Below are 24,797 nucleotides of genomic sequence, written 5' to 3'. Positions count from 1 at the left end.
ATTATTAGCGCCCTTTCTTCTTACGTCCCGGCTGGACAAAGCGCTTGCGTGAGGCACCGTTAGCATCCGCTTTTTCAGCGGGTTTCGACGCACTCTTCTGCGGTTTTTTAGCGGCGGCCGGTTTCGCCGGAGCTTTAGCTTTCTTCGCTGGTTTATCTTCTGAAGAGGAGTTCTCCAGCAGTTTAAACAGCTCAACGAGTTCGTCGTCAGTGAGATCGCGCCACTCCCCCAGCGGCAATCCCTTGAGATTGACGTTCATGATGCGGGTGCGCTCAAGCTTGGTCACTTCAAAGCCAAAATGCTTACACATACGGCGGATCTGGCGATTCAGCCCCTGGACCAGCGTGATGCGGAAGACAAACGGCGCTTCTTTCTTCACTTTGCACTTTTTGGTCACCGTGCCCAGCATCGGCACGCCTGCGCTCATTCCGGCAATAAACTCATCGGTGATCGGCTTGTCGACCGTAACGACATACTCTTTTTCGTGGTTGTTACCGGCCCGCAGGATCTTGTTGACCAGATCACCGTGGTTGGTAAGGAAAATCAGGCCCTGAGAATCTTTGTCGAGTCGGCCAATCGGGAAGACGCGCTTGCTGTGATTGACGAAATCGCTGATGTTATCGCGCTCGCCCTCTTCCATGGTGGTGATAATCCCCACCGGCTTATTCAGGGCAATCAGCACCAGATCGTCTTCATCGCGCGGCTCGATAAGCTGACCATTGACCTTCACCACATCGCCTGCAAATACCTGCGCGCCTACAGTGGCGCGTTTGCCATTAATGAAAACGTTGCCCTGCTCGATGTAACGATCGGCGTCACGACGGGAGCAGATGCCGCTCTCGCTGATGTATTTATTAAGACGAGTTGATGAGTCAGTCAGCATGATTCCTCCAAAAAACGCGGACTATACCTTACCGGCGGGGGCTTGCGAAGTCTTTGCACCGGAAACTTTTGCTCAGCTTTGCCAGCCTGACGGCAGCGGGCATTCACAGATCAATTGCCATCTCAGTACAGCGTAAATCGCTGCCCGCCAGCTTTGACGGATAGAAACTTTCGCCCAGCGGCCGGAAGCCATGCTGCTGGTAAAAGCCCACGGCGTTCGGCGTCGAAGCGAGCGTCAACCGGTGGTAGCCACGCTGCAGCGCCTCCGCTTTGATGGTGTCGATGATCAGCCCAGCCATTCCCTGTCCGGTGAACCCAGGCAGGGTAAAAATGGCTTCCACGCTGGCGGCGGCAAGGTCCAGCGATCCCATAGCAACCGGTACGTCGTCCGGACCATCAATCACGAAGAAGGGATTCATGCGGATCATTGCGGGAAAGCTGGCGGGCATGCGGTCTGGCGTCCAGGCGGCGAGCACGTCGGGTGGATAAGCATGCTGGCAGCCATGACGGATGGCCAGATTTCTGATGTTCCATAAATGGTGCGCCTCTTCGGGCGATGCCTGTCTGACAATCATAGTGCCCTCCGGCTCTGCAACAGAACCGCTACGTTATCACATCGCTTTGCGGCTATCTGCGAATACCGCCGGGTTCAGTGCCCCTGGCCTCGCCGCAGTTACGCGCGGTCATGAAGCGCTGCTGCATCAGCAACCGTGCTGTTTCTGTGTTGCTGCATTTGCAACAGCTCGCTTATGCAAAACTGGATTTTAATCCTTTAACTTCAATTATTTAATCTCTGGCATGGTTACTGCTTGGTCTTTTCTTTTATATCTGAAAGTTTGGAAGATTTAACTGTTCCATTAATCCAGCTATATGCCAGGAGAAAACCATGTCACTGAACCAACCTTTACAGTTCGCCTACTGGGTGCCGAATGTCTCGGGCGGACTGGTGATCAGTCAGATAGAGCAGCGTACCCGCTGGGATGCCGAATACAACCGCAAACTGGCGCAGATCGCTGAACAGGCGGGTTTTGATTACGCGCTGACGCAGATTCGCTTTACTGCCGGATATGGCGCAGATAATCAGCATGAATCGGTCACATTCTCGCAGGATTTACTCAGCCACACCTCGAAATTAAAAGTGATTGCCGCTCTGCTTCCCGGCCCGTGGAATCCGGTATTGGCGGCAAAGCAGATTGCCACTATCAGCCATCTTTATGGTCCACGCATCGCCGTTAATATTGTCAGCGGCTGGTTCCGGGGCGAGTTCAAGGCAATTGGTGAACCCTGGCTCGATCATGAAGAGCGCTATCTGCGTTCAGAAGAGTTTATTCGCTGCCTGCGCGGCATCTGGCGTGAAGAGAGTTTTAGCTTTGCCGGCGATTTTTATCGCTTCCGCGATTACGTGATGAAACCCAAGCCGTTGTCACCGCTCCCGGAAATTTTCCAGGGTGGCAGTTCACGCGCGGCGCGCGACATGGCCGCCAGGGTGTCAGACTGGTATTTTACCAACGGTAATACCCCGGACGGTGTCCGTCTGCAGGTCGCGGATATCCGTGAAAAAGCCGGACGTAATCAGCATCAGGTCAGAATCGGGCTGAACGGTTTTGTGATTGCCCGCGAGAGCGAACAGCAGGCGCAGGCGGTGCTTCATGAGATCATCAGCAAAGCCAACCCGGATGCGGTAAAAGGCTTTCAGCATGAGGTCAAAAATGCTGGCAGTGCCTCACCCGAAGGAGAGGGGAACTGGGCGAAATCGTCGTTTGAGGATCTGGTGCAGTACAACGACGGCTTTAAAACCAATCTGATTGGCACACCGCAGCAGATTGCTGAACGCATTATCGAACTGAAGCAGGCCGGTGTGGATCTGCTGCTGCTGGCATTTCTGCACTTTCATGAAGAGGTCGAATTCTTTGGCCGCGAAGTGATACCGCGGGTCCGCGAACTGGAGGCGCAGGCTTTGATCGAAGCGTGAAAAAGGTACGCCACAGAAGAGAGTTATACCCGACTGCATCCGGGGTGTGATGAACGCTCAGATCTGCTGCAACGTCGCCCGCCGCTATCATTATGAGAGCGACGGACAACGTCTGCAGGGCTTTTCACTCCGCAAAGCAGATCCGTTAAAAGCGGGCGTTAAGCCCGACGTTCCATGTCACCTGATGCATGTCGCTGTTGCCTGTTACCGCCGAGACGCCCGCAAAGGCATTCACCGAGGTGCCAAGCGGCACGCTCGCACCCACCGCCATATCGATCCAGTTATCATCACTGGAATCGCTGCTGCGGGTAAAGGCGGTGCGGGTCGATTTCAGTCCGGCGGTCACCGCCGAATCGCTGTCACCAAACTGGTGATTGTAGCTGACCTGCGCCCAGGGATTGATCAGCAAATCTTTGCTGTCGATACGCCAGCCCACTGCGCCGATTTGAGAGTGCAGCGTCTGGTCACCAAAGCGCATTGAGGTGCTGCTGTTGCCTTCCTCTTTATAGCCATCGACCTGGGTGTAGTCGAGCGCATAGCTGGCCACCGGGCCGGTAGAAACATAGCTACCCAGCGGCAAATCCCAGCCGGCCTGCAGCCGCATCCCCAGCACCTTACCATTGCTGTTGCCCTTTTCCGTGCGGGTCGCCGGTCCCAGCCTGACCTGACGCTCAATATCATCAAAGTCGAGATCCGCATAATGGGCGTCCGCATTAATCCATCCCCGATCGAGATAATTCAACTGACTCCAGAGCGCCACCAGATTGCCACGTAAACGGTAATCAAAGCGCGACGAGGGATCCTGACGTTGCGAGGTCGTAGAGAGCATGGCACCGGCCTGCCAGTGATCGGTCAGCTGATAGCCCACACCCACGGTGCCGCTGGCGCTGGTCGCATCGCCATCCTGCAGGCTGTCACCGCGGAAATCACGCTGCTGTCCGGCATAACCGCCGAAGACCGTAAACTCCCCGGCGTTAGCGGGCTGCTGACGCTGCTGCTGCAGATGTCCATCCAGCGTATTGTGCGCATCGCCCACCAGCATCGACGGCGCCCGACTCAGCGCAGCCACCTGCAGCGGCGCATTCAGCACCGACTGAATGTAATCGGCGATCAGCGCATGGACCGCCGGGCTGGGATGCAGTCTGTCTGCAAACAGATACTGCTGTGACTGCGAAAATCCTGTCGTCGAGGAGGTGCAGTCCATCGCCGAGACACCTGGCGGACAGGCCATTCCGGCCGTATTCGTGAGTCCATACAGGCCCGGATTATCGATCACCTCATTAAACAGGCCATTGATATCCACTCGTGCGATGTTCCCGCGTGCGGCCACCAGCCCCTGCTCTTCAGCCTGGTTGTAACGGTCCGTGAGTGCCGCCGCCTCCTGACTCAGTAACTGCCAGGCGGCAATCAGCTGCTGCGCAATGGCATCCCGGATCAGCGGGATTGAAGAAATTTGTCCGGCCGCCTCGCCAAGCGCGGTTTCAATCGCCTGCTCTCTTGCGGCACGGTCAGGCGTAGTGGTGGTGCTCAGCGACTGAAACAGCGCCGCCGTGGCAGGTTGTGCCGCTGGGCCAAGCACCTGCAGAATCGCCTGCAGCAGGGCGGGCGTTGCCCCTACATTGGGTACCGTCGGTACAATCACCGTTCCGGCTCCGGCATCCAGCAACCGGCTGACCTGTGAGGCCGCTGCACTGGCGCTGTTATCCACTATCTGCCGGGCAGCGAGAGGGGCAAGAGCCGCCGCCGCTAAATCATTGCCACCAATCCAGTGAATATAGAGACCGTCCGAATCAGCTCGTCCGCCTCGCGCCGCAAGGTAGTTATCAAGCTGATCCTGAGTGTTAAACAGGGGATTAATCGCAGGTACCGCAACTGCGCCACCTTCGGCATAGTTGCTTCCGCCCTGCGATGAAGGGCGCAGGTTATCACCCAGCGACTGCGCTACGATCTCGTCATAGAGCGGATGGGTCGCGCCATCATAGGTAAAGCGCCCGACGTTCCCGCCATCACTCAGGCTATCGCCAAAGACGGTGAGGTCGCTCCAGGCCATCGCAGGGAGCGGCGACAGCAGGCTCAGGGTGGCACAGCAGAAAAGGTATTGCGCGTGAAGGGGTTTCATCAGCAGCTCCGCACAAATCAAATGAAAGTCAGTATGAGTAAGAACCGCACCGGCTGGCGCAGCAAGCTGTAAGCGTAGACGGCTGAGGAAAGGGGTGGCAGAAAATACGGGATCGCGCTCGCAAAGCGGAGAAATTTGACTTAAAGATCAGCCGTGCTGGTTCAGGTGAAATACCGGGAACCCACCACGGCGTCGTTACACTGGCTACTTTTTGCTGGCGGGCTTCAGCCCGCGATTAAGATCCTGTAACCGTTTCATCGTCTTAACGGTACGCTGTGGCAGCGTTGAGGCAACGGACAGGATCAGCATCTCCAGACAGACCATAATCGTGCCGTGCAGGGGAATGCGTCCCTTCTCGCCGCCGCGCGGCACATTGATTACGACATCCGCCTCGCGGGCGAAAAAGGAGTCGGTGGCGTTGGTCAGCAAAATAATCGGAATATCCAGCCGCTTCGCTTCACGCACCACGGTTGTCCCTTCCCGGTGCGCCGACTGTTGCGCCATCATGATCAGCACGTCGCCACGCTGTAGCGCCAGCATCTGCTCTGCCAGCGCAATTCCTGCACGGTTAAGGGAAAAGGCGGGCAGACCGATACGGTTGAGCAGCCGCACGCTGTAGTCCGCCAGAATACCTGAGGCGTTGATGCCAAAAATAGCGACCTGCCGCGCTTCGCCCAGCAGCGCCACGCTATCCGCTACCGCCACCCGATTCTGCGGCTGCGACAGCACCTCACAGGCGTGCCGGTGGCCCTCCAGCACAAAGTCGATGGCGCTGTTCACATCACTGGTCACCTCACTGACGGTGGTAATCATCTTATCTTCAGAGGTCAGCGAGGGACCAAACCAGGCCTTTAGTGTCTGTTTGAGGTCACGCAGCCCGCTAAAGCCCAGCGCCTGAATCGCGCGGATTACAGTGGCATCAGAGGTGTGATTCGCCACAGCGATCTCCATCGCGGTGCTCTCCAGCACCGTTTCCCGCTGTTGATCGATATAGCGCGCCACCGCCAGCAGGCGGGGTGAAAGCTGCTTTTCACGGGCGCGAAGACGTTCTGCCACCACATCCACTCTGTTTTTAACGGGCCTGCTCTGTTTCATGCTGCACCTGCAACTGGAGTTAAACGTGTGAAAAGGCTCATCGCTGGTCTGGCTAAATGGAGAGTTTCAGGGCCGGGAGATGTAGTAAAAGCGTCATGCCGCTTTATATTTCACCTGCTGACAATGTGGATTTAACCAAACCTTTACCTCTCTATAAGAATATATTTATTATTTTCAATAAAATAAAACTGCCAGCCAACATTTTTGCAGCGATAAACGACACGGAAAAAATGTAGTCAATTCTATTCAAATTATGTTTACTACTACAATATCGGATGTTTGAATGATTCTCAATTACAGATGAGAAAGGTTGTCGTCCGGCCGGCATAATGACCTTGAAGGCCTGATACTGATCTCCTCTGTTTAAACGCTGCATATTGCAGAACACCTCCAGGGTAGACCTGCAAGACAGACAGATTGTCAGTCGCCAGGTCCTTTGCTTCAGATACGAAAAGAAAAATGAAAAACAAAGACTCACGATATCCGGCCCGGCACCCCGCTCTGGTCGTGGCGATCTGCAGCAGCATTATGCTGCCACAGGTCAATGCAGCAACCGACAGCGCCCCGGATATGACCGTGACCGCGGATGCCAGTTCAGAGGGAAATTACAGCGCCACTCAGAGTAGCGTCGCCAGTAAAATGCCGACCGCGCGGCTTGATGAGGCGCAGTCGGTCAGCGTGGTGACGCAGCAGCAACTGGACGATTACCAGGCAAGCTCACTGGCGGATGCGATGCGCTTCGTCAGCGGTGTGACCGAAGCAAACACGCTGGCTGGCACCGAAGATGGCTTTGTACGACGCGGATTTGGCAGCAACGCCGATGGCTCCATCTACCGGGATGGCATTCGCAGCAGTCAGGGATTGAATTTCGATGCCACGACCGAGCGGGTTGAGGTGCTGAAAGGCTCCTCCTCGCTGCTGTATGGCATTCAGAATCCGGGCGGCATTATCAATGTGGTCAGCAAAAAGCCGCAATACAGCTGGCACTCCAGCGTCAGCGGACGTTACGCCAGTGAAGGTGGCGGTGCGGGCACCCTGGATGTCACCGGCCCGCTTGGCAACGGCTTCGCCTTCCGGCTGATCGCCGAAAAGCAGAATCAGGATTACTGGCGCAACTTTGGCAGTGAAGAGCACACACTGCTGGCACCCTCTCTGCAATGGTATGGCGAGCAGGCAAGTTTTCTGATCAGCTATGCCGATTACCGCTATGACATTCCCTACGATCGCGGCACGGCCTTTATCGACGGCAAGCCGATCGACATCGGTTATAAAGATCGGCTGGATGACAAAGCCAATCACGCCTGGGGGCATAACAAAACCCTGAATGCTCATTATGACTGGCAGTTTAATGATGAGTGGCGCACCCGGTTAACCCTGGGCTGGAACCAGCGGCGTTATGACAACAATGAAGTGCGCGTGACGGCGGTGAACGCCAGCAGCGGCGTGGTTACACGTCGCGCCGATGCCAATCGCGGGTTTAACCACAAAACTAAATACCTGAGCTGGGATCTGCTGGGTAATCCCGAAATTCTGGGTATGCAGCATGCGCTGGTGGTGGGCACCGACTATGAGATGAACCAGACTTATCGTGCCCATCAGTATCAGGGCAAGGTCAACCGCCAGTTCAACTATTACTCGCCTGAATATGACCTGCTGTCACCGGTCACGGACGCCAGCACGGAAAATAGCGCAGCCGCCAATAACCTGAACCGCATTCATAGCCGGTCACTCTACGCCAAAGACAGCATTTCTCTGTCACCCGACTGGATTGTGGTGCTGGGCGGTCGTTATCAGCATTATGAACAGCGCGCCTCGCGCGGCTTTAATCCGCAGGTGGAAACCCTGAATGATGAGGGTAATAAGTTTCTGCCGCAGGCGGGGGTGATCTACAAATTCACACCTGATCTCTCTTTCTACACCAGCGTCAGTAAGTCGTTCACCCCGTCAACCGACGTGGATGATGAGGGCAATGTCGGCAAACCGGAACAGGGCACCAGCTGGGAGGTTGGCAGTAAATGGCAACTCTCGCCGAAACTGTTCGCCACCGTCGCGCTCTATCGGATAGACGAAAAAGCGATGTCGCTGAATATTAATGGCAGCACGCGGGCCATTGATAAAGCCCGATCGACCGGCGCTGAGTTTGAGCTGAACGGCGAAATTGCACCCGGCTGGGATTTGAGCGCGAACTACAGCTATGATCAGGCAGAGATCGTAAATGACCGGGTTAATGCGGATAACAATGGCAATCGTCTGCAGAATGCGCCGCGCCATGCCGGTGCGCTCTATCTCAGTCATGAGATGCAGATCAGCAGCCTGCCCGGCTCGTTCCGGCTCGGTGGCGGTGCACGCTATGTCGGCAGCCGTGCGGGCGATCCCGATAACAGTTTCACCCTGCCCGACTATGTGGTGGCAGACAGTTTCGTGGCATGGAACAACCGCCTGTTCGGTGAAAAAACGCAGCTGCGTCTGAACATTAATAACCTGTTTAACCAGCACTATTACAGTTCAAGCGGCGGCAACCTGCGCGTCCGTGAAGGTGAAACCCGCAATCTGATGGTACAGGCCCGTGTTGAATTTTAAATCGCTGCGCTGTGCGTTATTAATGCTGAGCGTGATACTGGTCAGCGCTGGCGCACACGCCCGCACGCTGACCGATATCACCGGCCGCGAAGTAGAGATACCCGACCATCCGCAGCGTATTGTGCTGGGTGAAAGCCGGATGCTCTACAGCGTCGCGCTGCTGATGCCCGGCAATCCGCTGCAGCATATCGCTGGCTGGCCACAGGATCTGAAAAAGTATGATCCCCAGACGTGGCAGATTTTTGCCAGTAAGTTTCCGCAGATGGAGGACATTCCGGTTCTGGGTCTGGATGGCGTCAATGACATGAATCCCGAACAGGTGATCGCACTGAAACCGGACCTGGTGATCCTGCCGCAGCTGGCGCGCGGCAGTGAAAGCGGAGCAGTGCTGGAGAAGATGCTCAGCGCGGCGCATATCCCGGTGGTTAAGATCGATCTGCGGGTTGAGCTGCTGAAAAATACCGAGCGCAGCATGACCCTGCTGGGCGAGGTGCTGAATCAGCCCCAGCGGGCTGCTGACTTCAATCGCTTTTACCGCAGCCACATGCAGCGCATTGAGAGTCGACTGGCGGACTATCACGGTGCTAAACCTAAAGTTCTTTTGCAGCTGCATCTCGGGAGGCGCAGTGAATGCTGCGTGACGTCGGTGAATGGCAATCTGGGTGAGTTGCTGCGCTTTGCCGGGGGCGACAACATCGCCAGTCAGCAGATCAAAGGCGTGTTCGGGCGGCTGAGTGAGGAGAGTGTGATTGCGGCACAGCCAGACTTTTACTTCGCCACCGGCACCGGCAGCGCCGATGAAGCGGGAGCCTTAAAACTCGGCCCCGCCGTCACAACAGCGCAGACCCGGCAGAGCCTGCTGGCGCTGACCGGTCAGCAGAATGCGCTGAAGCAGCTGACGGCATTGCGGGACGGTCATGCCGGGGCAATCTGGCACAACTTTTACCTCAGTCCGTGGCACGTGGTAGCGACAGAATTCTTCGCCACCACGCTCTATCCGCAACTGTTCCGCGATGTCGATCCTGAACAGACATTGCGGCAGCTGTTCCATGATTTCCTGCCGATCCCCTATTCGGGCAGCTACCTCTACCAGCTCGCACCGGAGGCGACGCCGGACTCAGGCGGCTGACAGCCCGCGATTTTTCACCCGGACGATATCGGCCATCACCGACAGCGCAATCTCCGCCGGGGTTTTGCTGCCGATAGGCAGGCCGATGGGCGCATGGATGCGGTCCAGTTCGGCACGATCCATGCCGGCGATCTGTTGTAGTCGCGCCCGTCGTTTCTCGCTATTTTTCGCCGAGCCCATGATGCCGATATAGAACGCGGGTGTCGCGATCGCCTCCATCATCGTCAGGTCATCAATGCGGGGATCGTGGGTCAGTGCCACAATCGCCACCGCTGCATGCGCGCCGTTCAGCTCCAGCCAGCGCGCCGGATGCTGTGACACCAGCGTCACGTTGTCCGCAGCGCTGAAGTGGCTCTCCAGCTCCGTCAGCATCTCCGGTCTGTGCTCACAGACCCGCACGTGAAATCCCAGCATCTGCCCGAGCCGGATGCACTCATATGCCACAGTCGAGTAGCCCGCGATCAGCAGTTCCGGTATCGCACCAACCGGCAGTAACATCTGCTGCTCACTGGCATCCAGCGCAGGCAACACCCTGTCCGGGGCGAGCACTTCCCACTGCGCGCGTTCGCCGGGTCGTATCATTTTTACCATCGGCTGCTGTCCGCTCAGCGCGCGCTGCATGGCCGTCAGCAGCGCCAGCGTGGCATCATCGGGCGGCAGAAACTCAATGACGATCTCCAGGCTGCCGCCGCACGGCAGGCTGACGTCAGGACGCATTCCGCCTTCACCGTACCGCACCCGCTGACTGCTGGCGCGATAGGCTCCTGCCGCCAGTTGCGCCAGAAAGTCCTCTTCAATGCAGCCGCCCGACAGCGATCCGCAGTAAGCACCCGTTTCGTTGACCGTCATCAGGGTGCCAGGCGCGCGCGGCGAAGATCCATAGGTGCGCAGCACCGTGCAGAGCCAGACCTGCTGACCCGCCTGGCAGCTGCTCAGTGCCGCATTAATCACACGTTGATCCAGCGTAATCATGAAAATTCCTTTATTAACTGCAGATCAGCAGGGAGATCGATATCACACAAACAGCCGCGATCCTGAAGCGGCAGCCGGACGGCGAGTGACTTCACCGCCGCCTGCGGCCCGGCATCGCCCTGTAGCGTGCTCAGCATCGGATAGCAGGGGCGCTGAAAGCCAACCGGATGGCCCGGCCTGCCGTCAATCCACGGCCTGACGATCGGCGCGTAAGCCAGCGCAGCGCTGACGGCGCGGTAACTTTCAGGCGTGACAAACGGCATATCGCCCAGCGCAATCAGCCAGCCGTCATAGTCACGGCTGGCTTTGACACCTGCGGCGATTGATTCGCCCAGCCCGCCGCTGTCACACAGCACCAGGGTAGCCTGCGAGCAGAGCGCCTTAAGCGCAGCGGCGTCCGGGCGCGTGACCACAAACAGGTCAAGACCACTGGCAGCGGCCTGCTCCAGCGTGCGTTGCAGCACCGGTTTGCCATCCAGGTCGGCCAGCAGCTTATGCCCGCCCGCCTGCTGGCGAAAACGGCGACTCAGCCCGGCGGCCAGCACAATCAACGCTATCTTCACTCTTTCTCTCCGCTAAGCGTGAAAAACGGGCGCAGGTTTCAGCCCGCGCCCGCATATCCTCACATCGACCTGCTGGCAGCAGGTCAGGAACAGGCTCAGATAATCTTATCGAGAGTAATAGGTAAGTCGCGCACCCGCTTACCGGTGGCATGGAACACCGCATTACTGATCGCTGCCGCCACGCCCACGATACCCAGCTCACCCACGGCTTTACCGCCCATGGTGGTCGCCTCAAAATCGGGCTCGCCAACGTTAATGGTAGTAATGCTGGGGATGTCACCGTTAACCGGCACCAGATAGTCGGCCAGGTTGTTGTTGATCACCCGACCATTGCGCGGATCGATGATGCCCTCTTCCATCAGCGCCTGACCGACGCCCATGATCATGCCGCCAATCCACTGGCTGCGCGCCAGTTTAGGGTTGTAGAGACGACCGCTGTCGAGCGCCGCCACCATCCGTTTGACCCGGATAGTGCCGAAATCTTCATCGACCCGCACTTCCACAAACTGCGCGCTCCAGCTGTGGGCCGAGAATTTTTCAGGGCGGCTCATGTCATTAAGGTTGCGCACCATCTTGTCGCGCTCGCTCTGTGACAGATCGTCCGGGAAAGTGCCGCCTTTCACCGTCAGACTCTCCGCCGGTGCCAGGCTTGCCAGCCGGGCAAATGAGACCGCCAGACCGCTGCGCAGATTATGCTGAACCCCGTCGCCTTTCAGCGTGAGCTGAGATTCCGGAGTGCCATTCAGTGGCGACTGTGGCAGCTCGCTGGCGAGTTTCAGCAGCTGGTCGCGCATTCGTCTGGCGGTATCGTTCACCGCCGCGGTCACGTTGCCCGCCAGCTGCGATCCACCTGCGACACCGGCACGCGGCAGCTCAGTATCACCCAGCTGAACCTCAATGGTGGTGGAGGCGACGCCAAGAATGTCGGCAGCGGTCTGCGCCAGGATGGTATAGGTCCCGGTGCCGATATCCGCACCGGCGCACTGCACCACAAATTTACCCTGTGGGGTCAGGATGATTTTTGCCTCAGCAGGCAGTTTGTTGACCGGATAGGTGCCAGAGGCCATGCCCCAGCCAATCAATTCACGCCCTTCGCGCATCGACCGCGGCGTCATAATGCGCTTATCCCAGCCAAAGGCTTCAGCCCCTTTCAGATAGGCTTCTTTCAGGCGACGCGAACTCCACGGCAGATCGAGCTGATAATCTTTGTCTGCCCAGTTGCGCAGACGCAACTCCAGCGGATCGATATTCAGGGCATAGGCCATCTCGTCCATCGCCACTTCCAAGCCAAAGGCGCTGGGGTTTTCACCTGGCGCCCGCATCCAGCCTGGCGTCACGGTATTGATCGGCCTGACCTGATGCTGGGCGGAGACGTTGCCCACCGCATACATGCGGGCGGTGACTTTGCTGCAGTTCTCAGCAAATACATCGATTAATGAGGTTTCACTGAAGCTGCGCTGGATAATCGCCTGGATTTTGCCGTCACGCGAGGCACCCAGTTCCAGCTGCTGCGAGGTGGCGGGACGTCCGCCCAGACCAGTAAAGGTCTGCGGTCGGGTCAGCGACACTTTGATAGGACGCTTCAGCGCTCGTGATGCCACACTGGCCAGTGCGACGTGGGTGTAAGGCACCGGCTTGGACCCAAATCCCCCGCCGACATAGGGCGAAATAATCCGCACATCTTCAACGTCAATGCCCATCCACTCGGCGATTTCCACCTGCGCGCCTGCCACCCACTGACTCGGCTCCCAGACGGTAATGCGTCCATCCTGCCACTCAGCGACACAGGCGTGCGGTTCCATCGGCATGTTGTATTCGCGCGGCGTGGTATAGCGCTGGCTCAGACGCACCTCGGCCTGCTGCATCGCCACCTGTGCATCGCCCATATCGATATCCTGTTTCGATACCGGTTTCGGTTCGACACCCTCATCGGTGGCAAAAATCAGTGCAGGCGAGGTTTCATAGTCGATCTCCACCAGCGAGGCGGCATAAGTTGCCTGCTCAAACGTCTCTGCTACCACCAGACCGATGTTCTGACCGTTGTGAATAATCACATCGTCCTGAATCGGGGTATAGGTTGACTGCGCCGCGCCGCCGTCTGCAATCGCGGTGGGTTTGTTGATCTTCAGGCTATTCAGATGGGTATAAACCGCCACCACTCCCGAGGCCTTCTGCGCCTTTTCCGTAGACATCCGGCTGATACGGCCGCTGGCAACAGTAGACTGGATCACCACGCCATAGAGCGGATTTTCCGGCTGATGTTCTACCGCATACCGCGCCTCACCGGTGACTTTTACTTTGCCGTCGCCCCGCGAGCGCCCGGCGCCCAGTCCCTCAATCGGATCGGTGGTTTCTGGTTCTGCCGTGGCAGTATCACTGGCACTGGCGCTTTGCATACTCAGCCCCAGGCTGCCCGCCGCTGAGATCGCCGCCGTCGCCTTCAGTAACTCCCGACGTGATTTGTCATTTACGTCACTCATGCGGTTTCTCCTGCTGCCATCAGCGCACGTGCAATCACACGCGGCGCCAGTTTTACTTTATAGGCGTTGTGGGTCAGCGCCTGCGTCTCCTGTGTAATCCGTTCTGCCGCCTGGAAGACCGTCTCTTCATTAAACGGCTGGCCCTCCAGCGCCTGCTCCACCGACCTGACCCGCCAGGGTTTGGTGGCGACGCCGCCCAGCGCAATATGGACCTGACGCATCACGCCGTTCTCCAGCGTGAAGCCTGCGGCCGCGCTGGCTGCAGCAAACTCATAAGAGCTGCGGTCACGGACTTTAAGGTAGTGTGAGTGTCGCAGTGACTCGGTTTGCGGCACTTCAATGGCCACAATAATTTCGTCATCGCGCAGATCGTGCTCACGATCAGGTGTGTCACCCGGCAACAGGAAGAAATCATCAATCGCGATGCGACGGGTTTCGCCCTGCTGATTCTGCAGGACCACGATGGCGTCAAACGCCACCAGCGCCACCGCCAGATCGCCGGGATAGACCGCGATGCAGCTGTCGCTGGCGCCCAGGATGGCATGATTGCTGTTAACGCCATCCAGTGCGGCGCAGCCGGAACCCGGATTGCGTTTGTTGCAGGCGGAAAAGGTCGCCGGATCGCGGTAATAGGCGCAACGGGTACGCTGGCGTAAATTACCGCCCAGCGTGGCCATGTTACGAATCTGCGGTGACGCGGCCTGCCACAGGCTGCCGTAGATGGCTGGCGCGTTCTGCTGGCAGGCGGGATGATCTGCCAGGCCGCTCATGGTGACCAGCGCGCCGGCCGTGATCTTATCGTCGTCAAACTGCAGGTTTTTAAGCCCGGCCAATCCAGTGATGCCGATGAGCTGCGGCGGCGTGAAGACCCCACACTTCATCAGATCGAGTTGTGTGGTGCCCCCTGCCAGAAACTGGCTGCCAGACTGCTGTTTCAGGGCTGCGGCTTCCTCAGGCGACTGCGCGACTTTCCAGCTGAATTCATTCATGCGGACTCCTTCGCCATCTCTGCTGCGGCCTGTTTAATCGCATCCACAATGTGCGGATATGCTCCACAACGGCAAAGGTTGCCGCTCATATACTCACGGATCTCATCTTCTGAACCCGCATGGCCCTCTTTGATGCAGGCGACGGCGGACATAATCTGACCCGGTGTACAGTAGCCACACTGGAAGGCGTCATTCTCCATAAAGCAGCGCTGCACCGGGTGCAGTTCACCTTCGGTGGAAGCCAGCCCTTCAATGCTGGTCACTTCGGCGCCATCCGCCTGAGCCGCCAGCGTCAGGCAACTCAGCACCCGCTGGCCATTAATCAGTACCGTGCAGGCACCGCACTGCCCCTGATCGCACCCTTTTTTGGTGCCGGTCAGGTTAAGATGCTCACGCAGCGCATCAAGCAGGGTGACACGGGGATCGACCTGCATCTGCTGCGACTGACCATTAACCTGCATTGTTAGCGATATTTTTTCCGACATTGTCTGCTTCCCATTGTTGGGGGCCAAAAGATGTAATTTTTTATAGGTTTATTTCTGACGGGGTTCGAATCGGGGGAAAATCGTGATAACCCTAATCTTTACGCGCGTATCTCTGCTTTAAGGTTTAGCAGCTTTTTGGCAATTTTGCGGGGAAGCCGGGAAAAGTAAGTGTTATCTGAATGGCGGAGCGAGGTTGAATCGAGATAAATATGTGTTCATACAACGCTCATCTAAATGATTTTATTAATTTTATTGAAAAAAGCTTTTATAGCCGTCGTTCATAGGGTTTATCTGTCCGCCTCATTAATCCTGCCGCGAAATGTGTAACCCTGAAAGGCAATTTCGGGTCTGATAGCAGGTCGGGTAGCGAAGCCGTAGTTAACGTCGATAAATCGGCCTGTCCCGACCGGGATAACCGATCAAACAGGTCAGAGGGCCTATGCTGAAAGAAAATTTTAACGATCTAATCTATCTGGTGGTGGTAGCAGAAGAGCGCAGCTTCACCCGGGCAGCGGCGAAGCTGGGTGTGTCGCAGTCGGCACTGAGCCACGCGATTCGCGCTCTTGAAGAGCGTCTTAGCGTCCGGTTGCTGACGCGCACTACACGCAGCGTTGCCCCGACAGAAGCGGGTGAACGGTTGATCACTACCCTCGCCCCGCTGTTCAGCGAGATTGAGTCTGAACTGGTCAATGTCACTGACCGTCAGGGTAAAATCTCGGGCAACATTCGTATCACCGCAGGCGAACATGCGCTCACCTCTACACTCTGGCCGCTGCTCAGGCCCTTTCTTCAGCAATACCCCGATGTCCATGTTGAAGTGTCGGTGGATAACAGTCTGACCGATATTGTCAGCGGCCGTTTCGATGCGGGCGTGCGACTGGGTGAGCAGGTCGAAAAGGATATGGTGGCGGTGCGCATCGGGCCGGACTGGAATATGTGCGTGGTGGCAGCCAGCAGCTATTTTGATCGGCACGGCAGACCTGAGACTCCCTATGATTTACAGCATCATAACTGCATCAACCTGCGGCTGCCGACGCTGGGTGGCCTCTATAACTGGGAGTTTATGCGTGATGGCAAGGAGATCAGGGTCAAAACACAGGGTCAGTTAATTTTTAATCATCTCGCGTCGCGCATTGATGCCGCACTGAGCGGGATGGGAATCTGCTATGTGCCGCAGGATAGCGTTACGGAACACCTTAAAAGTGGCCGTCTGGTTCAGGTGCTGGCTGACTGGTGTGAGCCTTTTCCGGGTTATTATCTTTACTATCCCAGCCGCAGACAGCACACCAGCGCCTTTACACGCTTGATTGATGCGGTGCGCTATCGCGGTTGAGAGACAGCCGCCATAGCCAGTCAGCTGGCATTAAGCCGCTGTCGTTCAAGCTGTCGCGTTTTGCGGCATGAAATCACCATCGCCACAATAAATACCAGTGCAAACAGCACCACGATCGTGGGTGCTGGCGCGCTGTCGATAAAGAACGAGAGATAGACCCCGCTCAGTGACACCAGCACCGACACCACGACCGCCACCAGCAGCGCATGTGAAAAGCGGCGGGTAAGCAGAACTGCGATAGCACCGGGCGCGATCAGCAGGGAAATCGACAGGATGATCCCTACTGCTTTCAGCGTCGCCACAATGGTCAGCGAGACCATGCAGAGCAGCCCATAATGCAGCCAGCGTGCGGGTAAGCCAGAGACCTGCGCCTGCTGCGGATCAAAACTGAACAGCATAAAATCACGCCATTTCACCGCAATGACCCCAACGATCACCGCTGCGATAAGCGAGGTCTGAATTATGTCAGCGCCCGTAATGCCCAGCATGTCACCAAACAGAATGTGATCAAGATGCACCTCCGGTTTCACGGCGATATAGAGGATCAATCCCACCGCGAACATGCCGGAGAAGACGATTCCCAGCACCGTATCCTGCTTGATGCGACTGTTGTCCTGCAGAAATCCACTGGCAACGGCACAGAACAGACCGGCTACAAACGCGCCCACTGCCAGCGGCAGCCCGGCCATCCAGGCGAGGACGATGCCAGGGAATACCGCATGGCTCATGGCATCGCCCATCAGCGCCCAGCCTTTCAGTACCAGAAAGACCGACAGCAGCGCACAGGGGATCGCCACCACCAGCGCAATCAGCAACGCGCTGTTCATAAAAGCGAACTGGAAAGGTTCAAAGATCCACATCAGCCAGGCTCCTTTTCGGGACGATGGCGGCCACGACGCCGGTTAGCCAGCAAGCCATGTTTGGGCGCAAAGACAAACGCCAGCAGGAACAACAACGTCTGCGCCACCACGATGATGCCGCCCGTTGCGCCATCCAGGTAGTAACTCGCCCACGCACCGAGAAAACTGGTGATACTGCCAATCGCTACGGCAATCATCAGCAGACGCGGGAAGCGGTCGGTGAGCATCCAGGCCGTCGCGCCTGGCGTCACCACCAGACAGATCACCAGAAATGCACCGACTGTTTGCAGCGCCGCCACGGTTGAGACTGCCAGCAGGGTAAAGAAGAGGACTTTCAGTCGTTCAGGACGCAGTCCGATGGCGCGCGCGTGATTCTCATCAAAGAAGGTGACCATCAGATCCTTCCACTTAAACAGCAGAATGATGATCGACAGCCCGCCAATCAGCGCCAGCTGAAGTATATCTGCGGGCGCAATCGCCAGAATATTGCCGAGCACAATGGTCTGAATGTTTACCGCGGTCGGATTGAGCGACACCATAAACAGACCCAGACCAAAGAAGGAGGAGAAGATCAGGCCGATGATTGCATCTTCTTTTAAGCGGGTGCGCTGATTGAGTAACAGCATACTGCCCGCCGCCAGCCCACCTGAGAGAAACGCGCCCAGCGCAAAGGGCAGTCCCAGCATGTAAGCACCCGCTACGCCCGGCACGATGGAGTGCGACAGCGCATCGCCAATCAGCGACCAGCCTTTGAGCATCAGATAGCAGGAGAGAAACGCACACAGGCCGCCGACCATGGCGGAGACCCACATCGCGTTGAGCATGTAGTGATAACCAAAAGGCTCCAGTAACAGTTCCATGGTCAGTTTCCGTCTTCAGGTGCCGTACGTGGCGCAATAAAAGGCCGTTCATCGTCGGTGATAATCTGATCGTCCAGCCCTTTCACCATCACATGACGCAGCACCCCACTGAATGCACGCTCAAGGTTGGCGGCGTTAAAGGTGGTGCGGGTCGGGCCGCTGGCCAGAATGGTGCCTTTAACCATCACGGTGTAATCGCAGAACTCCGTGACCGATCCCAGATTATGCGTTGAGACCAGCATGGTCTTGCCTTCATCGCGCAGCTCACCCAGCAGGCTGATGATTCTGGCCTCAGTCTGAACGTCCACGCCGGTAAACGGCTCATCCAGCAGGATAACGCTGCCCTGCTGGGCAATGGCGCGCGCCAGAAATACCCTTTTTTTCTGTCCGCCGGAGAGTTCACCGATTTGACGATGGCGGTAATCCAGCATATCGACCCGCGCCAGCGCATCACTGACAATCTGCTGGTCGTGCGGTTTCGGTCGACGCAGCAGGCCCATATGACCGTAGCGACCCATCATTACCACATCTTCCACCAGCACCGGAAAAGACCAGTCCACCTCTTCCGACTGCGGCACATACGCGACCAGACTCTGACGCAGTGCTTCACGAGTTGGCATGCCGAGCACTGAGATGCTGCCCCTGGCGAGCCGGACAAAGCCCATCAGCGCTTTGAACAGGGTTGACTTGCCTGAGCCATTGACGCCCACCAGCGCCGCAATCGATCCACCCGGCACGCTGAAGCTGGCATCATGCAACGCGGTGTGACCGTTGCGATAGGTCACGGTGACATCCGAAACAACGATGGTGTCTGTCATTGCGCTTTCTCTCCCGCTTTGATGCCCTGCGCCAGCGTCTCCGTGGTGACTCTGAGCAGATCCAGATAGGTCGGCACCGGTCCCTGAGCGTTGCTTAATGAGTCGACGTAAAGCACCCCACCGTAATGCGCACCCGTTTCCCGCGCGACCTGACGGGCTGGCTTATCCGACACGGTGCTTTCACTGAACACCGCCGGAATCGCATTTTTCTTCACCTGGTCGATCACTTTTCTCACCTGTTGCGGCGTGCCTTGCTGATCAGCATTTACAGGCCACAGGTAGAGTTCTTTCATGCCCAGGTCGCGAGCCAGATAGGAGAATGCGCCTTCGCTGGTCACCATCCAGCGTTTATCCTCCGGGATGTCGGCAATCTGCTGGCGAAGCGGATCCAGCTCTGCGGTGATTTTTTGTTTATAGGCAGCTGCGTTCTGACGATAGGTTTCCGCATGCGCCGGGTCATATTTCACCAGCGCATCACGGATATTATCGACATAGATCAGCGCATTGTCCGGAGACATCCAGGCGTGCGGATTCGGTTTACCGTTATAAGGCCCCTCGCCAATACCGATCGGTTTTACCCCGGCAGAGACAATCACTTCCGGCACCCCATCCAGATGCTGATAAAAACGCTCAAACCAGCGTTCGAGATTAAGCCCGTTCGCCATGATTAACTGCGCACCCTGCGCACGTTTGATATCGCCGGGCGTCGGCTGATATTCGTGTATTTCAGCACCCGGTTTGGTAATGGAAGTGACTTCGGCCGCATCGCCCGCCACGTTTTTTACCATGTCAGCGATGACCGTAAACGTCGTCACTACCTTAAATTTTTCTGCTGCATAGCTGCTGGTCGCCATCAGGGTTGTCAGTAGCGCACTCAGTAGCATCATGGTTATTTTTCTTTTCGGGACCATAGGGCGATCTCCAGAGGTGATTAAAAACAGAACATAATTAGCATAGGCTATTTTTTATAGCACAGGCTATACCTTTGTAACAGCGAAGGGTTGTGAAGTTTCTTCAGCGTCCGGGCCCGAATGTGAAGTTTTGTAAGCTAGGTGTTTTACTTATTGATATGTAAAAAGTTAATTTCAATGATGGGAAGTTTATGGAAAGCGTGATGTATAGCTATAACCGGGTTTTACGCCTTTCTCATCTGTGGTTGAGTAAACCGCAGGAACGATAACAGGATTACAAAAAGCCCATCCTGACGGCGCAATTTACCGAACAGCGTTCTGACACCTGGCGGCACTCACATGACACGCATAGCAGACCGACAATTAAAATAATCTTATTGATAGGCTGAATTGATTAAGCTTCGTAAATTTTTTTGCTACAGTTAATGTTACTTACCGCAATCACCCAGGAGGATAATTTGTATTTTTCCAGCGACGAAAAAGCGAATGTCATCATTGGCGAAGCCGCAATGAACCTGTTTAATGCCGGTCAGGAAGTGAATGTTGAACTGCTGATTAATGAACTAAGGGTCATGGCTGACTCTGAAGTTAATGAGACTCGCCTTGAGCAGATGCAGCATGCGCTTCAATGGCTGATGGGGTTCAAAACCATCGGTTCCCGCAGCACCGCCCCGGCGACCTGGCTTGCCAAAACCACTGGCAAAGAGCCCGCTGCTCCCGTCTCTGCCGATGACATCTTCTTTAAACACTAATCCATGTATGCCTTTCCTCTCCGGCCTTAATATTCAGGTCGGAGCGTCGGTGGGGTGTGAATGATACAAGAATCTGGTACAATTTTTACCTCGCCACAAACTCCTCGTAACACCCTGTTTTAAAAGCCTTAGCACTTTTTGCACAAAAAAATTAATCCTAAAAATCCAAAATTCTGTACAAGTTTTGCAAAGATGTATAACTTGCGCATCAAGAGTGCATACATTTAAACCACCTGAGGACAACAACATGCGTCAGAACGGACAAGCCCCGGAAACGATCAGCGATATTGCCCGTTACTTCAATCAGGCCAGCTCACCGTCGCAACAGGAGACGCTGGGTTCGGTTGTGGTGGAAATTCTGCGCGCAGGTCATAGCCTTAGTCGGAAAACGATTTGCAGTAAACTGCTGAGTCGCCTTGAACTGGCTGCCACGCCAGAAGAAGAGAGTCATCTGCATGAACTCATTGCGATGCTGTTTCGTCGCGAAGATTAATGCCCTCTCACGGTCGTGCATGTTAATCAGGACGCCTGTTTCAGCCATCACCCAGGAAGATCTACCCTAGCAATAAAGCCCAGTTCTGCTTCCCGTATCGGGTGCACTAAGTCGCACCCGCTGACGCATACGGACCCGCAGCATGGCCATTGATTCGCAATCAGAGAAGCCAGTATGTACAGAAGTGAAGATGAGAAACTGACAGATGTTATGATCGGCGAAGCCGTTCTGACATTACTCAAGTCAGACAAACCGGTATCCAGCAACGCCTTAATCGCACAGCTCGAACTGATGGCTGCTGATGCTGACGACGACGTGAAAGTGTCAGTCATTCGAAAAGCCATCACCGAAGTCCGTAATGGTATGGTTGCCGCGCGCAAACGCGTGCAGGGCGACGGTGCCGAACGTGATAACACGGCTCATCGTATGAACAGTGATGGCCCGCCTGAAGGTTCGAAAAAGCACTGATTGAGCGTACTGCGTACCTGATACATGCGGCTAATTTTAAGCGAAGCGGCAGACCTGAACAGAATTTTTAAGGCGGGCTGGGCAAAACGAAAACTGCGCCTACACTCGTTTTTGACTTCAACCATTGCATCTGACCCATTTTCCTCAGAGAAAGAATAATCATGCAGCATTCATCATCAGATTCTTCAATCATTGACTACTTCCGTAGCGCAGGCGATCAGCTTGCTCCGGAAACTGAACTGCTGGGCGCAGTGATTCGTGACATTGTTGCTGATCAGGGACGTGTAACCAATAAAGCGATCATCCTCTATTTGATCGCTGAACTGGAATGCACTTCAGATGTTGTCAGGCTGGATGTGTTACGCAAAACGCTGGAAATCGTGGTTGGCCGCACGCCAGACGATACCGGCATCTGATACGCCATTCTGCGTTACCTCTGGTAACGCAGGATACTCTTCCCACCTCGCCCGCTTTTGTTTCCTTCCCTCACTTTCGCTGTATACCCGATATGCCACACAGAAATTATCCGATATAAAAATTCTTTTGCAGGTTAATGATGTAGCAGGGATTTGATCCCGACGATAACGCTTTTTTGCAATCATGCCAGATGATGATCATTCAGGCTTAATAAGACCTGCCAATGAAAAGGCGAACTTCTTTATCAGAAATTCGCCACCCCTAATGAATAATCAACAGAAAGATCTGACTGACATTTTTAATGCGGTCATCAACCGTCTCGCTGAATAAAAAACAAACGACTCACAAAAAATCCGTTTTAATGGCTGCCAGCAATATGCAATGCCTCTTATTCTCGCCGATGTCAAAGGTAGCAGGGCCGCTATCATGACACAGGCCGGGACAACGCCCGGCATCAGGCCTGGCAACCTTAATGCATCTTACGAGTGAAAAAGCTTATCGCTTCCTGACACAATGCTTTCAGCCTGCTGTCACGCGTCTCTTCGCTCAGGCGAAACAGCGCGTCCGTAATGTCGTGGAAATGAACCGGCTCTCCCGCCTTGATCAAATCACTGACTACCGCACCAACCAGCGCACGGATTTCATTATCGTTGTCGTACTTCACACGACCTCCCGATGGTGTATGCATATACAGTCTATCATTAGCGGGAGCCAAAAAACAAAAAAGCCGTCAAGCGGGAAATATAAGCGAAGCGGCAAAAAGGTTATTAACTATACAACCTCAGAATATTATCTTGCTTTATTTTCACCCCATGCAGCCCTGAAGCTATAAATAGCCAAAACGTGGTAGCAACCGCTGTAATCTATTTATGCCCATGTATATTGAGAGTTGGATAGTTATATATCGCGGAAACAGACTTTTGGCTGAATGTGTTATAAACACTTTTACGACTCACTGTTTGTTGCGATAACCTGCGCGGCAGGCTTCCCTGCCTGATATGTTCTGACCAGCCTTTCACAAATGATCATCTGACAATGGCCAGCAGTATGATAAAACTATCGTCATCCTCTGGTGTCACGAGCAGCACATGGCTAAATTTACCCTGAAACAGATTGCTGCCCAGTCGGGACTCAGTCTGGCGACCATCGACCGGGCACTGCATCAGCGCGGCAACGTGCATGCCACAACCCAGCACCGAATCCAGCAGGCGATAGCGGACCTGGAACTGATGCAAAAAGCGGGACTCGCCAGGGGAAGAACGATCTATTTCGACGTCATCATGCATACACCTGACCGCTTTCAGCCACTGATACGTGAGGCGTTCAGCAGTCAGATTGCCAGTTTTACTGCCTTTAAACTTCAGCTGCGTTTCCACTTCGGCGCGAATTTGACTGCGGAGGCGATTAACGCGCTGCTGAATAAAAAAGCGTTGCATAGTCACGGCGTCATTCTTAAGGCAGCCTGTTCTGGTGAACTTCATCCCACCCTTGAATCACTGCTGAAACAACGCGTTCCGGTGGTCACCATGATGAGTGACCTGCCCGGCAGCGCGCGCCTGCGCTATATCGGCATGGATAATTTTGATGCCGGTAAAGTGGCGGCTTTTCTGATGTCAAAATGGCTGCGGGTGAGTCGTTCGCATATTGTGGCTGTGACCGGCAGTCACGATTTCATTGGCGAACAGGAGAGAATTCAGGGGTTTCAGCGAGCAATGCAGGAGTTTGCGCCCCAGCATCAGGTGAGCGTGGTTGCAGGCGGTTATGGCATTGACGCCCGGATGCAGCAGTCGGTGACACAGTTTTTGCAGAGCCATCCGGATGCAGATGCGGTCTACACAGTCGGTGGCGGTAATCCCGGCATACTGCGCGCTTTTGCCGAACAAAAACGGACGGTTAACGCTTTTATTGGTCACGATCTCGATCGTGAGAATCGTGCACTGCTGCAGGCCGGTAAAATTGATGCATTAATCGAGCATAATTTACAGCTTGATGCGCTGCACGCCTTCAGAACGCTGCTGGCGTTTCATGGATTTTTGCCCGCCTCAGAACCGGCCGCACCCTACTCTAAAATTAACATCATCACCCGTTACAACATGACAGCCTGAAAAACTGTCAGGCAATTAATGAGCCCGGCTCATAACCGTTTGCCGACTGAGCGGGCTAATCACGCTCCGGCTTGCCGGTTACACTGTGCATGACACGTTAACAACAGGAGTGAGTAATGAAAATTATCGCCAACGGATCGCTGCCTTCGCGTAAAGGACCTGCTGAATATTTTACCGGTACGGTTCGGATTGATGCACCATTCCAGGCAACCGAACCCGCCCGCGTGGGTGGCGCAACGGTGACTTTTGAACCGGGTGCCCGCACCGCATGGCATACCCATCCACTCGGGCAAACCCTGATCGTCACGCATGGCCAGGGCTGGATTCAGTGTGAGGGTGAAGCCATTCAGGTGATGAATACCGGTGATATCGTCTGGATCCCGGAAAACGTGAAGCACTGGCACGGTGCAACGCCGGATAACGCCATGACGCATATTGCTATCGCTGAGTCACTGAACGGCTCGCCGGTTGACTGGCTGGAGCAGGTCAGCGATCAGCAATATCAGCGCTAAAT

Annotated in this window: 24 protein-coding genes; 10 read left to right on the top strand and 14 right to left on the bottom strand. The window is 55.5% G+C overall.

Going from position 1 to position 24,797, the window contains the following annotated elements:
- Positions 1-4: 4 nt before the first annotated feature.
- Together rluF and AC6I8B_RS19560 are read right to left on the bottom strand one after the other, a co-directional pair.
- On the bottom strand, positions 5-883 hold the full coding sequence (gene rluF / locus AC6I8B_RS19565; protein WP_022624530.1) for a 23S rRNA pseudouridine(2604) synthase RluF: 879 nt from the start codon (positions 881-883) through the stop codon (positions 5-7).
- A gap of 103 nt (positions 884-986) precedes the next feature.
- Positions 987-1,457, bottom strand: a complete 471-nt coding sequence (locus AC6I8B_RS19560) for a GNAT family N-acetyltransferase (protein WP_157353271.1) — start codon at positions 1,455-1,457, stop codon at positions 987-989.
- Positions 1,458-1,768: 311 nt separating this feature from the next.
- On the opposite strand from AC6I8B_RS19560, the gene sfnG reads away from it, so the two are divergent.
- Complete coding sequence (sfnG, locus tag AC6I8B_RS19555; protein ID WP_031594135.1) at positions 1,769-2,854, top strand: dimethylsulfone monooxygenase SfnG; 1,086 nt, start codon at positions 1,769-1,771, stop codon at positions 2,852-2,854.
- 145 nt (positions 2,855-2,999) lie between these two features.
- On the opposite strand, the gene AC6I8B_RS19550 is transcribed toward sfnG, so the two are convergent.
- Positions 3,000-4,973 (bottom strand): autotransporter outer membrane beta-barrel domain-containing protein, encoded by a 1,974-nt coding sequence (locus AC6I8B_RS19550; RefSeq protein ID WP_157353272.1) that lies wholly within the window; start codon positions 4,971-4,973, stop codon positions 3,000-3,002.
- Positions 4,974-5,177: 204 nt separating this feature from the next.
- The gene (locus tag AC6I8B_RS19545; RefSeq protein WP_010670553.1) at positions 5,178-6,068 is read right to left on the bottom strand and encodes a MurR/RpiR family transcriptional regulator; all 891 of its coding nucleotides are present in this window, start codon (positions 6,066-6,068) and stop codon (positions 5,178-5,180) included.
- Positions 6,069-6,527: 459 nt separating this feature from the next.
- Between AC6I8B_RS19545 and AC6I8B_RS19540 the strand changes: the two genes are divergently transcribed.
- Positions 6,528-8,648, top strand: coding sequence for a TonB-dependent siderophore receptor (locus AC6I8B_RS19540; RefSeq protein ID WP_157353273.1), 2,121 nt, complete (start codon positions 6,528-6,530; stop codon positions 8,646-8,648).
- A gap of 22 nt (positions 8,649-8,670) precedes the next feature.
- On the top strand, positions 8,671-9,777 hold the full coding sequence (locus AC6I8B_RS19535) for an ABC transporter substrate-binding protein (RefSeq protein WP_157353398.1): 1,107 nt from the start codon (positions 8,671-8,673) through the stop codon (positions 9,775-9,777).
- Here AC6I8B_RS19535 and AC6I8B_RS19530 read toward each other — a convergent pair.
- From AC6I8B_RS19530 to AC6I8B_RS19510, 5 genes are all read right to left on the bottom strand, one after another.
- Complete coding sequence (locus AC6I8B_RS19530) at positions 9,766-10,749, bottom strand: XdhC family protein (RefSeq protein ID WP_033760766.1); 984 nt, start codon at positions 10,747-10,749, stop codon at positions 9,766-9,768. The two genes, AC6I8B_RS19535 and AC6I8B_RS19530, sit on opposite strands and share 12 nt — an antisense overlap.
- A complete protein-coding gene (locus AC6I8B_RS19525; protein WP_332837896.1) occupies positions 10,746-11,312 on the bottom strand; it encodes a nucleotidyltransferase family protein in 567 nt (188 codons plus the stop codon). Before AC6I8B_RS19525 ends, AC6I8B_RS19530 begins: the two co-directional genes overlap by 4 nt.
- Positions 11,313-11,407: 95 nt before the next feature.
- Positions 11,408-13,792 carry a xanthine dehydrogenase family protein molybdopterin-binding subunit gene (locus AC6I8B_RS19520; RefSeq protein WP_497817772.1) on the bottom strand — a complete coding sequence of 795 codons (2,385 nt, stop codon included), beginning with the start codon at positions 13,790-13,792 and terminating at the stop codon, positions 11,408-11,410.
- Positions 13,789-14,781: an FAD binding domain-containing protein gene (locus AC6I8B_RS19515; RefSeq protein WP_157353275.1), complete on the bottom strand. Its 993-nt coding sequence runs from the start codon at positions 14,779-14,781 to the stop codon at positions 13,789-13,791. Before AC6I8B_RS19515 ends, AC6I8B_RS19520 begins: the two co-directional genes overlap by 4 nt.
- Positions 14,778-15,266, bottom strand: coding sequence for a (2Fe-2S)-binding protein (locus AC6I8B_RS19510; protein ID WP_022624540.1), 489 nt, complete (start codon positions 15,264-15,266; stop codon positions 14,778-14,780). Before AC6I8B_RS19510 ends, AC6I8B_RS19515 begins: the two co-directional genes overlap by 4 nt.
- A gap of 439 nt (positions 15,267-15,705) precedes the next feature.
- On the opposite strand from AC6I8B_RS19510, the gene AC6I8B_RS19505 reads away from it, so the two are divergent.
- Positions 15,706-16,599, top strand: coding sequence for a LysR family transcriptional regulator (locus tag AC6I8B_RS19505; protein WP_157353276.1), 894 nt, complete (start codon positions 15,706-15,708; stop codon positions 16,597-16,599).
- Between the two features lie 20 nt (positions 16,600-16,619).
- Here AC6I8B_RS19505 and AC6I8B_RS19500 read toward each other — a convergent pair whose 3' ends face one another.
- From AC6I8B_RS19500 to AC6I8B_RS19485, 4 genes are read right to left on the bottom strand one after another with little or no spacing between them, the layout of a single operon-like run.
- On the bottom strand, positions 16,620-17,459 hold the full coding sequence (locus tag AC6I8B_RS19500; RefSeq protein WP_157353277.1) for a metal ABC transporter permease: 840 nt from the start codon (positions 17,457-17,459) through the stop codon (positions 16,620-16,622).
- Positions 17,459-18,319, bottom strand: coding sequence for an iron/manganese ABC transporter permease subunit SitC (gene sitC, locus AC6I8B_RS19495; RefSeq protein ID WP_010246899.1), 861 nt, complete (start codon positions 18,317-18,319; stop codon positions 17,459-17,461). The genes AC6I8B_RS19500 and sitC overlap by 1 nt, the downstream gene beginning before the upstream one ends.
- Before the next feature lie 2 nt (positions 18,320-18,321).
- Entirely contained in the window at positions 18,322-19,137 is an 816-nt protein-coding gene (locus AC6I8B_RS19490; RefSeq protein ID WP_157353279.1) for a manganese/iron ABC transporter ATP-binding protein, read from the bottom strand.
- A complete protein-coding gene (locus AC6I8B_RS19485; RefSeq protein ID WP_411193744.1) occupies positions 19,134-20,024 on the bottom strand; it encodes a metal ABC transporter substrate-binding protein in 891 nt (296 codons plus the stop codon). Before AC6I8B_RS19485 ends, AC6I8B_RS19490 begins: the two co-directional genes overlap by 4 nt.
- Positions 20,025-20,506: 482 nt before the next feature.
- On the opposite strand from AC6I8B_RS19485, the gene AC6I8B_RS19480 reads away from it, so the two are divergent.
- The 4 genes from AC6I8B_RS19480 (at position 20,507) to AC6I8B_RS19465 (ending at position 22,177) form a co-directional block, all read left to right on the top strand.
- Positions 20,507-20,800: a hypothetical protein gene (locus AC6I8B_RS19480; RefSeq protein WP_010246892.1), complete on the top strand. Its 294-nt coding sequence runs from the start codon at positions 20,507-20,509 to the stop codon at positions 20,798-20,800.
- A gap of 247 nt (positions 20,801-21,047) precedes the next feature.
- The gene (ycgZ, locus tag AC6I8B_RS19475; protein ID WP_010246891.1) at positions 21,048-21,293 is read left to right on the top strand and encodes a regulatory protein YcgZ; all 246 of its coding nucleotides are present in this window, start codon (positions 21,048-21,050) and stop codon (positions 21,291-21,293) included.
- A 174-nt stretch (positions 21,294-21,467) separates the two neighbouring features.
- Positions 21,468-21,761: a hypothetical protein gene (locus AC6I8B_RS19470; RefSeq protein WP_010246889.1), complete on the top strand. Its 294-nt coding sequence runs from the start codon at positions 21,468-21,470 to the stop codon at positions 21,759-21,761.
- A gap of 161 nt (positions 21,762-21,922) precedes the next feature.
- Positions 21,923-22,177, top strand: coding sequence for a biofilm/acid-resistance regulator YmgB/AriR (locus AC6I8B_RS19465; RefSeq protein ID WP_010246887.1), 255 nt, complete (start codon positions 21,923-21,925; stop codon positions 22,175-22,177).
- 470 nt (positions 22,178-22,647) lie between these two features.
- On the opposite strand, the gene AC6I8B_RS19460 is transcribed toward AC6I8B_RS19465, so the two are convergent.
- Positions 22,648-22,842, bottom strand: a complete 195-nt coding sequence (locus AC6I8B_RS19460) for a hypothetical protein (protein WP_010246886.1) — start codon at positions 22,840-22,842, stop codon at positions 22,648-22,650.
- A 424-nt stretch (positions 22,843-23,266) separates the two neighbouring features.
- Between AC6I8B_RS19460 and AC6I8B_RS19455 the strand changes: the two genes are divergently transcribed.
- The gene (locus tag AC6I8B_RS19455) at positions 23,267-24,283 is read left to right on the top strand and encodes a substrate-binding domain-containing protein (protein ID WP_010670561.1); all 1,017 of its coding nucleotides are present in this window, start codon (positions 23,267-23,269) and stop codon (positions 24,281-24,283) included.
- Positions 24,284-24,399: 116 nt separating this feature from the next.
- Complete coding sequence (locus AC6I8B_RS19450; protein WP_010246880.1) at positions 24,400-24,795, top strand: (R)-mandelonitrile lyase; 396 nt, start codon at positions 24,400-24,402, stop codon at positions 24,793-24,795.
- The last annotated feature ends 2 nt before the right edge of the window (positions 24,796-24,797 follow it).

This window comes from Pantoea sp. X-Soil-ISGK-285, from assembly GCF_059730815.1.
The sequence above is the reverse complement of the archived record's forward strand: the minus strand, read 5'-3'. Positions and strand labels throughout refer to the sequence as shown.